The sequence below is a fragment of the Caballeronia glathei genome (genome assembly GCF_000698595.1).
In the GTDB taxonomy this organism is placed as follows: domain Bacteria; phylum Pseudomonadota; class Gammaproteobacteria; order Burkholderiales; family Burkholderiaceae; genus Caballeronia; species Caballeronia glathei.
The window spans coordinates 13,879-26,341 of the sequence record NZ_JFHC01000032.1 but is presented as its reverse complement, the minus strand read 5'-3'; the positions used below and the strand labels follow the sequence as shown (position 1 = coordinate 26,341).

The 12,463-nt window shown below is 67.8% G+C and carries 10 protein-coding genes; 6 read left to right on the top strand and 4 right to left on the bottom strand.

All coding sequences use genetic code 11. The features are described from left to right. The first annotated feature begins 222 nt into the window (after positions 1-222). The 6 genes from BG61_RS20055 to astE all read left to right on the top strand — a co-directional run bounded on the left by BG61_RS20055 (position 223) and on the right by astE (position 7,484). On the top strand, positions 223-1,452 hold the full coding sequence (locus BG61_RS20055) for an aspartate aminotransferase family protein (protein ID WP_035924484.1): 1,230 nt from the start codon (positions 223-225) through the stop codon (positions 1,450-1,452). A 69-nt stretch (positions 1,453-1,521) separates the two neighbouring features. Further along, positions 1,522-2,571 carry an arginine/ornithine succinyltransferase subunit alpha gene (aruF, locus tag BG61_RS20050; RefSeq protein WP_035924555.1) on the top strand — a complete coding sequence of 350 codons (1,050 nt, stop codon included), beginning with the start codon at positions 1,522-1,524 and terminating at the stop codon, positions 2,569-2,571. Beyond that, positions 2,568-3,605 carry an arginine N-succinyltransferase gene (gene astA, locus BG61_RS20045; RefSeq protein ID WP_035924486.1) on the top strand — a complete coding sequence of 346 codons (1,038 nt, stop codon included), beginning with the start codon at positions 2,568-2,570 and terminating at the stop codon, positions 3,603-3,605. Before aruF ends, astA begins: the two co-directional genes overlap by 4 nt. Before the next feature lie 39 nt (positions 3,606-3,644). Next, positions 3,645-5,135, top strand: coding sequence for a succinylglutamate-semialdehyde dehydrogenase (astD, locus tag BG61_RS20040; protein WP_035924488.1), 1,491 nt, complete (start codon positions 3,645-3,647; stop codon positions 5,133-5,135). A gap of 2 nt (positions 5,136-5,137) precedes the next feature. Beyond that, the gene (astB, locus tag BG61_RS20035) at positions 5,138-6,478 is read left to right on the top strand and encodes an N-succinylarginine dihydrolase (RefSeq protein ID WP_035924558.1); all 1,341 of its coding nucleotides are present in this window, start codon (positions 5,138-5,140) and stop codon (positions 6,476-6,478) included. Beyond that, positions 6,462-7,484, top strand: a complete 1,023-nt coding sequence (gene astE, locus BG61_RS20030; RefSeq protein ID WP_035924490.1) for a succinylglutamate desuccinylase — start codon at positions 6,462-6,464, stop codon at positions 7,482-7,484. The genes astB and astE overlap by 17 nt, the downstream gene beginning before the upstream one ends. A 22-nt stretch (positions 7,485-7,506) precedes the next feature. On the opposite strand, the gene BG61_RS20025 is transcribed toward astE, so the two are convergent. From BG61_RS20025 to BG61_RS20010, 4 genes are read right to left on the bottom strand one after another with little or no spacing between them, the layout of a single operon-like run. Then, positions 7,507-8,370 (bottom strand): efflux RND transporter periplasmic adaptor subunit, encoded by an 864-nt coding sequence (locus BG61_RS20025; protein WP_035924492.1) that lies wholly within the window; start codon positions 8,368-8,370, stop codon positions 7,507-7,509. 49 nt (positions 8,371-8,419) lie between these two features. Next, positions 8,420-8,620 (bottom strand): DUF1656 domain-containing protein, encoded by a 201-nt coding sequence (locus BG61_RS20020; RefSeq protein WP_035924495.1) that lies wholly within the window; start codon positions 8,618-8,620, stop codon positions 8,420-8,422. Further along, positions 8,610-10,838 carry an FUSC family protein gene (locus BG61_RS20015; RefSeq protein ID WP_075584191.1) on the bottom strand — a complete coding sequence of 743 codons (2,229 nt, stop codon included), beginning with the start codon at positions 10,836-10,838 and terminating at the stop codon, positions 8,610-8,612. Before BG61_RS20015 ends, BG61_RS20020 begins: the two co-directional genes overlap by 11 nt. An 8-nt stretch (positions 10,839-10,846) precedes the next feature. Further along, positions 10,847-12,391: an efflux transporter outer membrane subunit gene (locus BG61_RS20010; RefSeq protein WP_035924498.1), complete on the bottom strand. Its 1,545-nt coding sequence runs from the start codon at positions 12,389-12,391 to the stop codon at positions 10,847-10,849. Between the last annotated feature and the right edge of the window lie 72 nt (positions 12,392-12,463).

Here is a 12,463-nt window from a genome sequence, read left to right as displayed (position 1 = left end):
CGGACAGGGGCCAGCTAATAGACCAAAGACAAAGCAAGTTTCATCGGAGCCTATGTGCATCAAACGGTGTAGAACCCCAAACCCCAAGCGCCAGCGAACTCCCTTGTGCATAAAAAATCCCGCGATACCGCCTGAAGCATGTCGCGAACGCGCAAGACGGAAACCGCGTCATTACCTAATATCAGTAGTAACGAAGCACTGAACCCAGACAAGGAGTGGCTCATGACCGACATCAACGTAACGCGCGGCACCTTCGACGAAGTGATGGTCCCGGTATTCGCCCCGGCGAATTTCGTGCCCGATCGCGGCCGCGGCTCGCGCGTCTGGGACACCGAGGGCAAGGATTACATCGATTTCGCAGGCGGCATCGCGGTGACGGCGCTGGGCCACGCGCATCCGGAACTGCTGAAGGTGCTCCACGAACAGGGCGAGAAGCTCTGGCACATCGGCAACGGCTACACGAACGCGCCGGTGCTGCGGCTCGCGAAGCGCCTCACCGACCTGACTTTCGCCGACCGCGCTTTCTTCGCGAACTCCGGCGCGGAAGCGAACGAAGCCGCGCTCAAGCTCGCGCGCCGTTACGCCATCGAAAAGTTCGGCCCCGAGAAGATCGAAATCATTTCGTTCACGCAGTCGTTCCATGGCCGCACGTTCTTCACGGTGAGCGTCGGCGGACAGCCGAAGTACGCTGAAGGCTTCGGCCCGCAGCCGCAGGGCATCCGCCATCTGCCATACAACGATCTCGAGAAGGCGCGCGAGGCGATCGGCGCGAAGACCTGCGCGGTGATCGTCGAGCCGATCCAGGGCGAGGGCGGCGTGCTGCCGGCCGATCCGGCGTTTCTCGAAGGCCTGCGCGAAGCGTGCGACCAGCACGGCGCGCTCCTTATTTTCGACGAGGTGCAGACGGGCGTCGGCCGCACCGGCTCGCTCTACGCGTACATGCAGTACGGCGTGACGCCGGACATCCTGACGACCGCCAAGGCGCTCGGCAACGGCTTTCCGATCGGCGCGATGCTGACCACGAACGACATCGCCTCGCACTTCAAGGTCGGCGTGCACGGCACGACCTACGGCGGCAACCCGCTTGGCGCGTCGATCGCGGAAAAGGTGGTCGAGCTGATCAGCGACCCGAAGCTGCTCGCGGGCGTCACCGAGCGCAGCGAGGCGATCCGCGCGCATCTCGCGCGCATCAACGAGCGCTTCTCGATGTTCAGGGAGGTTCGCGGCAAGGGCCTGCTGATCGGCGCGGAGCTCGCGGATGCCTACAAGGACCGCGCAAAGGACGTGCTCAACGCGGCGGCGGCGAACGGCGTGATCATGCTGATCGCGGGGCCGAACGTGCTGCGCTTCGCGCCGTCGCTCATCATGCCGATAGCCGATCTCGATGAAGGCTTCAGGCGGATCGAGAAGGCAATCGCCGAAGTGGCGGGCGAAGCCGTTGCGGCGCGCTGAAATTCACGCTGAAACCGGCGCCGCCGCATTCTCCCGCGTACCTGGCAACCCTAGACACTGGAACCGATGATGCTATTCGTCCGACCGGCAAGACTCTCCGATCTCGACGCGCTCGAGCGGATGGCTCGCGCGGCCCAACCCGTGCTGCACTCGCTGCCGCGCGACCGCCGGGCGCTGGAAACGCGCGTCGCGCTTTCCGAGGACTCGTTTCGCGCCGAAGTCGATTTTCCGGGCGAGGAGTTCTATCTCTTCGTACTGGAGGACACCGACACGGGCGCGCTGCACGGCACGTCGAGCATCGTGGCGTCAGCGGGATACTCGGAGCCGTTCTACGCGTTTCGCAACGACGCGCTCATCCACGCGTCGCGCGAGCTCAAGGTGAACCGCAAGATCCACGCGCTCACGATGTCGCATGAACTGACGGGCAAGAGCCGTCTGACGGGCTTCTACATCGACCCCGCGCTGCGCGACGAGGCGCACGATGACGCCGCCGCGCACCTGCTCTCGCGCGCCCGCATGATGTACGTCGCGGCGAACCGCAAGCGCTTTTCCGACGAGGTGTTCTCGCTGATGCTCGGCGTGACCGACGACGCGGGCGTCTCGCCGTTCTGGGAAGCGGTCGGGCGCAAGTTCTTCGGGCGCGATTTCGAGCAGGTGGAGCTGGAGTCGGGCGGACGCAGCCGCACGTTCATCGCGGAAGTGATGCCGAGCTATCCGCTCTATGTGCCGCTCCTGCCCGCGGAAGCGCAGCGCGTGCTGGGCGAGCCCGCGAAGGGCGCACTGCTCGCCTACGACATCCATCTGGAGGAAGGCTTCGAGCCGGACCGCTTCGTCGATATCTTCGACGCCGGCCCCGTGCTCACCATCGCGGTGGAGCGCAGCGCGTCGGTCACGACGAACGAGTTGCGCACCGTGCACGACGGCGTGCCGTCGGCGGGCACGCCGTACCTCGTGGCCGCGGGCGGCGCGCATTCGTTTCGCTGCGCGCTCGCGACGCTGCCGCCCACCCGCGCCGACGGCGCGACCCTCACGGCGCCGATGCGCGAGGCGCTCGGCGTGAACGAAAAGGATACGGTGCGCTGTGTGCCGTTGCATCTTGCGTCGGGAGAATTGCAATGATCGTCGTGCGTTGCGTGCAGCCCGGGGACGTCGACGCGCTCGTCGCGCTCGCTCTGGAGACGGGCCCCGGACTCACCACTTTCAAGCCGGACCGCGAAGCGCTCACGGCGCGCGTCGAACGTGCGCGCCGCACGCTCGCGGGCGTCGCGAAGCCGTACGAGGCGGGCTATCTCTTCGCGATGGAAGACACGGCGACGGGCGATATCGCGGGCGTCTGCGGCATCGAGACGGAAGTCGGCCTGGAGCAGCCGTTCTACAACTACCGTGTGTCGACGGTCGTGCATGCGAGCAAGGATCTCGGCGTGTGGACCAAGATGTCGCTGCTCAACATCTCGCACGACCTGACGGGCTACGCCGAAGTGTGCTCGCTCTTCCTGAGCCCGCGCTACCGCACGGCGGGCGTCGGCGGCCTGCTGTCGCGTTCGCGCTTCATGTTCATCGCGCAGTTTCGCGAACGATTTCCGCAGCGGCTTTGCGCGGAACTGCGCGGGCATTTCGACGAGCGCGTCGAATCGCCGTTCTGGAACGCGGTCGGCTCGCACTTCTACCAGATCGATTTCAACGAGGCCGACTATCTCAGCTCGCACGGCAAGAAGTCGTTTCTCGCCGAACTGATGCCGCGCTATCCGGTGTACGTCGACCTGCTGCCGGAAGCGGCGCAGAAGGTGGTCGGCGTCACGCACAAGGACACGGCGCCCGCGCGCAAGATGCTCGAAGCGGAAGGGCTGCGCTATGAAAACCACGTCGATATCTTCGATGCCGGCCCGGTCCTCGAATGCCACATCGCCGACTTGCGCACGGTGCGCGAGAGCGTGCTGGCGAAGGTGCGCATCGGCGAGCGCGGGGAAGAGGGCGACGCGCGCAGCCTCGTGTCGAATACGTCGCTCGACGACTTTCGCGTCGGGGCGACAGCGGGCGTGCCGCACGACGGCACGTTCCTGCTCACCGCCGAAGAAGCCGCCGCGCTGCGCGTGAACGAAGGCGACACCGTGCGCGTGCTCGCTTCGCCTCCGCGTGCAAGACAGGCAGCCTGAAGGATCAGGGCTCAGGGATCAGGGGATCAAGGACAGACAATGGAAATCTCGAATCAGTTGTATATCGGCGGCGCGTGGGCCGAGGGCAAGGGTGCGCCGTTCGCGTCGCGCAATCCCGCCACGGACGAGCGCGTGTGGGAAGGCAGGAGCGCGGACGCGGCGGACGTGGATCGCGCAGTGACGGCTGCGCGCCGCGCGTTCGCGTCGTGGTCGGCGCTGACGTTCGACGAGCGCGTGGGCATTGCGCGGCGCTTCGCCGCGCTCCTCACCGAAAACAAGGAAGCGCTCGCGCACACGATCGGCCGCGAGACCGGCAAGCCGCTCTGGGAAGCGCGCACGGAAGTGGCATCGATGGCCGCGAAGGTCGACATCTCGGTGCAGGCCTATCACGAGCGCACCGGAGAAAAGCGCGCGCCGATGGCCGACGGCGTCGCGGTGCTGCGGCATCGCCCGCATGGCGTGGTCGCGGTATTCGGGCCGTACAACTTTCCGGGCCATCTTCCGAACGGACACATCGTGCCGGCGCTGATCGCGGGCAACGCGGTGGTGTTCAAGCCGTCGGAACTCGCACCGGGCGTGGCCGCCGCGACCGTCGCGCTGTGGACGCAGGCGGGGCTCCCCGCCGGCGTGCTGAACCTCGTGCAGGGCGAGAAGGACACGGGCGTCGCGCTCGCGAATCATCGGCAGATCGACGGCCTCTTCTTCACCGGCAGCTCGGACACCGGCACGCTCCTGCACAGGCAGTTCGGCGGCCGCCCCGAGATCGTGCTCGCGCTGGAAATGGGCGGCAACAACCCGCTCGTCGTCGGGAAGGTGGAGGACATCGACGCCGCCGTGCATCACACGATCCAGTCGGCGTACCTGTCGGCGGGGCAGCGCTGCACCTGCGCGCGGCGGCTCTTCGTTCCGGACGACGCCTTCGGCGAGCGTTTCATGGCCCGCTTCACCGAAGTGACGTCGGCCATCCGCTTCGGCGCCTTCGACGCCGAACCGCAGCCCTTCATGGGCGCCGTGATTTCGGCGCGCGCCGCGGCGAAGCTCGTCGCCGCGCAGGCCCAGCTGATCGAGGCGGGCGCTGCGCCAGTGCTCGCCATGAAGCAGCGCGAGGCCCATCTCGGCCTCGTCTCGCCCGCGATCCTCGATGTGACGAACGCGCGCAACGTCCCCGACGAAGAGCACTTCGGCCCGATGGTTCAGGTCACGCGCTACAGGACGTTCGACGAAGCGATCGAGCGCGCGAACGATACGGCCTACGGCCTGTCCGCGGGCCTTCTCGCCGACGACGAAGCCGCCTGGGTGCAGTTCCAGCACACGATTCGCGCCGGCATCGTGAACTGGAACCGGCCGACCAACGGAGCATCGTCGGCGGCGCCGTTCGGCGGTGTCGGACGCTCGGGCAACCAGCGGCCGAGCGCGTACTACGCGGCTGACTACTGCTCGTATCCGATGGCCTCGGTCGAAAGCACGCAGTTGCAGATGCCGGCGACCGTTTCGCCCGGACTCGAATTCCAAAGACCCGCGAAGGACTGATGATGCAAGCATTCGAAGCGAACTTCGACGGGCTGGTCGGCCCGACGCACAACTACGCGGGGCTGTCGTTCGGCAATGTCGCGTCGCGCAACAACGAGAAGTCGGTGGCGAACCCGAAGGCCGCGGCGAAACAGGGCTTGCGCAAGATGAAGCAGCTTGCGGAGCTCGGTTTCCATCAGGGCGTGCTGCCGCCGCTCGAGCGGCCGTCGCTCAAGCTGCTGCGCGAACTCGGCTTCACCGGCACCGACGCGAGCGTGATCGAGCGCGCCGCGCGCGAAGCGCCCGAATTGCTTGCCGCGGCGAGCTCCGCATCGGCGATGTGGACGGCCAACGCCGCGACCGTCAGCCCGTCGGCGGACACGGCCGACCAGCGTGTGCACTTCACGCCCGCGAACCTCGCGAGCAAGCTGCACCGGGCGATCGAGCACGGCGAGACGCGGCGCTCGCTGTCCGCGATCTTCGCTGACGAAGCGCGCTTCAAGATCCATCACGCGCTGCCCGGCACGCCCGCGCTCGGCGACGAAGGCGCGGCGAACCATACGCGCTTTTGCAGCGAGTACGGCGCGAAGGGCGTCGAGTTCTTCGTCTATGGACGCAGCGAGTACGGCCAGGGCCCGCAGCCGCAGCGCTTTCCGGCGCGCCAGACGCTCGAGGCGAGCCGCGCGGTCGCGCGCCTGCACGGCCTCAGCGACGACGCGACGGTCTTCGCGCAGCAGCTTCCCGACGTGATCGACGCGGGCGTCTTTCACAACGACGTGATTGCGGTCGGCAACCGCACGACGCTCTTTTGCCACCAGCGGGCGTTTCTCGATCAGCCGAAGGTCTACGACGAACTGCGCGCGAAGCTGGACGCGCACGGCGCCGCATTCACCGCGATCGAGGTGCCGGAAGACGAGGTGAGCGTCGAGGATGCGGTTTCGTCGTATCTCTTCAACAGCCAGTTGCTGACGCGCACGGACGGCCGCCAGGTGCTCGTCGTGCCGCAGGAGTGCCGGGAGAACGCGCGCGTCGCGGCGTATCTGGATTCGCTCGGGCGCCGCGCGTCGCCGATCGACGACGTCCTCGTCTTCGACCTGCGCGAGAGCATGAAGAACGGTGGCGGGCCGGCGTGCCTGCGTCTGCGCGTGGTGCTGAACGACGCCGAGCGCGCGGCCGTGAACCCGGCCGCGTGGATGAACGACCGGCTCTTCGCGCGGCTCGACGCGTGGATCGACACGCACTACCGCGACCGGCTCGCACCGGACGATCTCGCAGACCCGAAGCTGCTCGACGAGTCGCGTGCCGCGCTCGACGAACTGACGACGATCCTGAGCCTGGGTGCCGTGTATGACTTCCAGCGCTGAGCACGACGGCATGCTCGCCGGTTTCCTCGCCTTCGTGCTCGCGGCGAAGCGCCCGGCGCTGCGCGAAGGGACGGCGGCATCGGGTGTGCGCTGGACGTGGCTCGGCGACGGCATCCTGAGCCTCGAACCGCAGGGCGACGCGGCGCAGAGCGTGATTGCGTCGGCGGGCATTCACGGCGACGAAACGGCGCCGATCGAAATCCTCTCGGCGCTCGTCGCGGATATCGCGATCGGCGCGGCGAAGCTCGAAAGCCGGCTGCTCGTGATCCTCGGCAACATCGACGCGATGCGCGCGGCTGACCGCTACCTCGACGACGACCTGAACCGGCTCTTCAACGGCCGCCATCTGTCGCTGCCGGCAAGCCGCGAGGCACCGCGCGCGGCCGAACTGGAACGGGCGGCGCTCGCTTTTCTCGACGGCGTCACACATCCGAAGTGGCACATCGACATGCACACGGCGATCCGCGCATCCGTCTTCGAGCAGTTCGCGCTTCTGCCGTACACGGGCGCGCCGCTCTCGCGCGCGATGTTCAACTGGCTGCGCGACGCGCGTCTCGAAGCGGTGCTCCTGCATCGCGAGAAGTCCAACACGTTCACGCATTTCACGGCGGAGCGCTCGGGGGCGCTTTCTTGCACGCTCGAACTCGGCAAGGTGCGTCCGTTCGGGCAGAACGACCTTGCGCGGTTCGCCGCGTCGGATGAAGCGCTGCGCCGGCTGATCGCGGGCGAGGGCGCGGCCGGCGCCGCCCGGCCGCTGCGCGTCTTCACCGTGGTCGGCCAGATCGACAAGCTCTCCGAGCAGTTCGAACTGGACGTCGCGAGCGACGTGCCGAACTTCACGCCGTTCCCGGCGGGAACCGTGCTTGCCCGCGACGGCGCGTATCGCTATCAGGTCACGCACGACGTGGAGCGCATCGTGTTTCCGAATCCGAAGGTCAAGCCGGGCCTGCGCGCCGGACTGATGGTCGTCGATACGACCGAGGAGACGTTCGCGTCGCTGCGCTAGGCGTTTTCGCTTCGTCTCCCGCTCACACCGACGGCGCAATCACCACCGTACACGTCGTCCCCGCCGATAGCACCGTCCCCGCCGGCACCTCGTCGATACGAATGCGCACCGGCACGCGCTGCGCGAGCCGCACCCAGTTGAACGTGGGGTTCACATCGGCCAGCAGTTCGCGGCTTTGCGGATTGTCGCGGTCGTAGATGCCGCGCGAGATGCTTTCCACGCGACCCTTCAGCACGCCGCCGCTCATCAGGCGCATTTCCGCCTTGTCGCCGATGCGCACGTGCGGCAGCTTCGTCTCCTCGAAGTAGCCATAGACCCAGAACGAATGGCTGTCGACGATGGCGAGCTTCGGCGTGCCGGCGTTCGCATAGTCGCCGCGATGCACGTTCAGATTGGTCACATAGCCGTCGACCGGCGACACCACCCGCGTGCGTTCGAGATTGAGCCGCGCCGCGTCGAGCGCGGCCTGCGCCTGCTGCAATTGCGCCTCGGCGGTGGAGGCGGTCTGCATCGCGTTCTCGCGCTGCTCCTTCGATACCACGAGACTGTCGAGGTCCGCGCGGCGCGCGGCGTCCGCACGGCGCATGCGCAACTCGGCCTGCCGCGCCGCGACGTTCGCCTGCGCCTGCTGCACGGCGATCCGGTAGTGCGACGGATCGATTTCCATCAGCAGGTCGCCTTTCTTCACGAACTGGTTGTCGGCAACGGGCATCGTTACGACCGCGCCCGACACGTCGGGTGCAACGTTGACCACGTCGGCGCGCACGCGGCCGTCGCGCGTCCACGGCTCGTCCATGTAGTGCACCCATAGCGCCCGGCCGAGCAGGATGGCGGCGGCGAAAATGAGCGCCGTCAGGAGAAAACCCATGATTTTTCTGATCAGCATGATGCGATTCGTCCAGAGTCCAGATTGCTTGTGATGTGATGCGCGCGGCTCATCGATACACGGCGAGGCCGAGCAGCCCGCACACGCACACGAGCAGGCTCGCGCGAAAAAGCGCCGGATGCCATACGACGCGATAGAGCCCGGTCAGCGCGAGCACGCGGTCGAAGAGCCAGGTGAAGAGCGCACCCGCGAGAAAGAGCAGCAGGATGGTCGGCACATAGGCGTCGAGGATCGCGATGTTACGTGGCATGGTGGGCTCCTTCGCGCGCTTCACGCGCCTTGCCCGCCTCGCGCGCTTTTCCTGCTTCGCGTGCGTTGCCGGCGAACGGTTCGAGCGGCGACTGCGGGTCGAGCAGTGCGGTACGGATGAAATGCAGATGGCTCAGGATGCGCTGCAGCCGGTGCCGTTCCTCGCGCGGGTGCGCGGTGTCGAGCAAGGTCCGGACATCGGCGATCGCCCGGCTCGTCGACGACAGCGCCGTGTCGAAGCGCGCCTCATCCGGCCGGTCGAAGAGATGCGTGACGGCGGCGAACGTCGCGGCGATCGCGCGCCGCCACGGCGTGCCCGCCGCATGGCGCGCGTCGTGGCCGACGGCGCTCAGCTCGTGACGCAGGTCGATGACGGCGTGGCCCACTTCCAGTACCGCGAAGAGCCACTGCAGCGCGTCGCGCCGCAGCTCGGGCCGCGCGGCGGGCAGCGCGTTGATCTGCGAGAGCAGGTCGCGCGTGCGGCTCTCGAAGCGCGTCGCGAGACGCGTGAGGCGGCCGCGGCATGCGAGCACGACCTCGCGGCGCAGGTCGCGCAGCAGCAGGCGCCGCAGCCACGGCGCGTCGGTCGGCAGCAGCACGGCGAACGCGAGCGCGGACACGATCATCGAGAGGATCAGCGCGATCGCATCGTTGATGAAGCCGGCCGGATCGTAGTGGACGAGGTTGTCCGGGCCCGCGAGAAAGCAGAAGAAGATGCAGTAGCCGACGCCCACGCCTGCGAGCCCGCGCCGCGTGCTGAGGTACGAGCCGAGCAGCAGGAAGGGCACGAGCGTGACCGAGAGCAGCAGGAAGCCGTCCATGCGCGGATAGAGCCCGAACACGACGATCATGCCCGCAATCGTGGCGAGCACCGTGCCGCACGCCATCTGGAAAGCCATCAGCGTCGGGCGCGGCGACGCGGACGCGAGCGCGCACACCGCCGCCGCGTTGAGCACCATCGTGCCGCCGCTCGGCCAGGCGGTCGCGATCCAGAACGCGCCGAGCGCGAGGATCACGACGGCCGCGCGCAAGCCGGCAATGGCGGCCACGAGCAGATTGGTCTTCGGCACGTAGCCCGCGAACCAGCGCTCGCGCGCGTGCATCGGCACGGCGAGCGATGCGTAGGTCTGCGTGTAGGCAAGCAGGTCGTCGACGAAGCGGTAGAGCAGTTCGGAAGCGGTGTCGAATTCGAGTTGCGCAAATCCGGGCCGGGCCTCGAGTTCCGTGCGTGTTACACGGATGCGGCGGGGCAGCGCGGCCTTGAACGCTGCGAGCTGCGCGGTGGCGTGGGCGGCATCGGCGGCGTTCATCACGGGTTCGCCCGACTTGCCGAGCAGCGGCGCGACTTCGCGGAAATACGGTTCGAGCGCGGCGATCGTGACGGCCGAACCGGTCTCGCGCAGCCGGTTCATCAGCTGATGCAGCGCGTGAAAGCGCGTCGAGGCGCTCATGAATTCGCTGTTGAGCCGCGCGAGACGGCCACTTTTCATGCGCGTCTCGGGATTCTCGAACACGGCCACGCTGCGCACGGCCTCGAAGCCGACGATATCCGTGACGAACGCGGCGTTGGTCGTCTCGATCTGCGAGCGGTCCATCCTGCCCGAGAGCGCGCGGCAGACGTAATCGACGAAGCCGGAAAAGCGCGTGCGCACCGTCGCCTTGATCTGCTCGCCCGCGTGCTGCGGGAACACGAGGGCGCTCACGGTGCCCGCGCAGAGAATGCCGATCGTCACCTCGGCGACGCGCGTGAGCGCCGAGAGGAACGCGCCGTCCGGATGCTGCGCGGCCGGAATGCCGATCAGCGCGGCGGTGTAGCCGGCGAGCACGAAGCCGTACGAGCGGAAATTGCGGTTGCGCGCGGCGCCCGCCGTGCAGATGCCGACCCACAGCGCCGTCGCGGTAAGAAAGAGCACCGGCTGCTGCGAGAAGAGGCTGATGAACACCAGCATCACGGCGAGCCCGACCATCGTCCCGCAAAAGCGGTAGAAGCTCTTCGCGAGCACCATGCCGCTTTGCGGCTGCATCACGACGAACACCGTCGTCATCGCGGTGCGCGGCTGCGGCATGTCGAGGCGCATCGCGATCCAGAGCGTGAGCATCGCGGCGAGCGCTGCCTTGAAGATGTAGACCCACGCGAGACCTTCGGTCTGCGCCCAGTTCGCGAGTACGCTGCGAAGCGACTCGCGCGGCGCGTTGCCGGGCACGGAGGAGGGGGGCACGGCGCGCCTCACTTCGCGTCCTTTGATCCGCTGGACCCGCTCAGCGCACTCAGCGCACGCAAGGGTCCGATATGCTTCGATGGCGCGAGCGCGGTCTGCTCCGGGCCATTCGCCGGATCGTCGAGCCCGCCGCCGAGCGCCGCCGACAGCGACGCATACGCCGCGAGCCGTTGCGCCCGCACGCGCGCTTCTCCGTCCTGTGCGCGCAGCAGTTGCGTCTGCGCGGCGAGCACGTTGAGATAGTCGGTCAGTCCGCGCCGGTAGCCTTCGTTCGCGAGCCGGTAGTTCTTGCTCGCGGCGGCGACCGAGCGGCCCGACGCATCGAGCTGCGAGTCGAGCGAGCGCACGCGCACGACCTGATCGGCGATATCCTTCAGCGCCCCGACGAGCGTGGCGTTGTAATGCTCGACCGCCTGGTCGTATTGCGCCGACGCCGCGCCCAGCTGCGCGCGCAGGCGGCCGCCTTCGAAGATCGGCAGCGTGATCGCGGGGCCCGCGCTGAAGCCGGTTCCCTGGCTGCCGAGGAACGTCAGCAGCGCGCCGCCGGCGGCCATCTGGCTCACCGACGCGAGCAGGTTGATGTTCGGATAGAACTCCGCCTTCGCGACATCGATGCCGCGTGCCTGCGAGGCGACGATCCAGCGCGCTGCGACGATGTCGGGCCGATGCCCGACGAGTTCCGCGGGCAGGGCCGATGGCAGCCCGCGCTGCTGCGCGAGCGACAGCACCGGGCGCGTGAGCGACGCGCCCGCGCCCGGGCCCTCGCCGGCGAGGGCGGCAAGCTGGTTGCGGGCAAGCGCGATTTCCTCGTTGTAGATGTCGACCTGGCGCTCGTATTCCGGCAGCGGCGTTTCGGCCTGGCTCAGGTCCAACTGCGTGCCGATCCCGCCCGCGAGGCGCCGGCGGGCCAGATCCACGATCTGCTGCTGCTGTTCGAGCGTCGCGCGGGCGATGTCGAGCAGCGCAAAACTCTGCGAGAGCCCGATATAGGCGCGCACCACGTTCGCCTCGAGTTCGAGCTGCGCGGCGCGCGCGTCGGCGGCGCGGGCGTGCGCGGCGTCGAGCGCGCGTTCGGTCGCGTTTTCGTCGCGGCCCCAGAGATCGAGGTTGTAGGAGAGGGTGAGCGCCGCCGTGTTGTCCCACGTCGTCGTGTCGTTGAAGCTGCCGGGGCCGTAGTAATCGTTTCTCGGCCAGCCGTGGCGCGTGACTTCCAGCGAGCCGTCGACGTGCGGCGCAAGCGCCGAGCGCGCGATGCCCGCGATCGCCCGAGCCTCGCGCACGCGCGCCGCCGCCATCGCGAGCGTGGGGCTGCCGGCCTGCGCGCGCTCGATCCACTGGTCGAGCTGGGAATCGCCGTAGGTGCGCCACCACTGGGCGGACGGCCAGCCGGCCTCCGCGTTCGCCGCGCGGATGGCCGCGCCGGCGTCGAGCGTGGAAGCATCCTTGAGCGTATTTTCGGGGGCGACGTTTCCCGTGCTGGCGCAACCGGCTATTGTTAAGATAACTGTAAGAACCGCGGCCGCAGCAGCGCTTTTCGACAACCGGGCTCGCACGATTCGCTCCCAAAAATGAATTAGACTATGGGTAGCAATTATATTTTCCCGGTGATTATCGAATAACCCGTA

Coding starts and splice junctions, on each gene's coding strand:
- BG61_RS20055 (WP_035924484.1), top strand. CDS start 223: ATGACCGACATCAACGTAACGCGCGGCACCTTCGACGAAGTGATGGTC.
- aruF (WP_035924555.1), top strand. CDS start 1,522: ATGCTATTCGTCCGACCGGCAAGACTCTCCGATCTCGACGCGCTCGAG.
- astA (WP_035924486.1), top strand. CDS start 2,568: ATGATCGTCGTGCGTTGCGTGCAGCCCGGGGACGTCGACGCGCTCGTC.
- astD (WP_035924488.1), top strand. CDS start 3,645: ATGGAAATCTCGAATCAGTTGTATATCGGCGGCGCGTGGGCCGAGGGC.
- astB (WP_035924558.1), top strand. CDS start 5,138: ATGCAAGCATTCGAAGCGAACTTCGACGGGCTGGTCGGCCCGACGCAC.
- astE (WP_035924490.1), top strand. CDS start 6,462: ATGACTTCCAGCGCTGAGCACGACGGCATGCTCGCCGGTTTCCTCGCC.
- BG61_RS20025 (WP_035924492.1), bottom strand. CDS start 8,370: ATGCTGATCAGAAAAATCATGGGTTTTCTCCTGACGGCGCTCATTTTC.
- BG61_RS20020 (WP_035924495.1), bottom strand. CDS start 8,620: ATGCCACGTAACATCGCGATCCTCGACGCCTATGTGCCGACCATCCTG.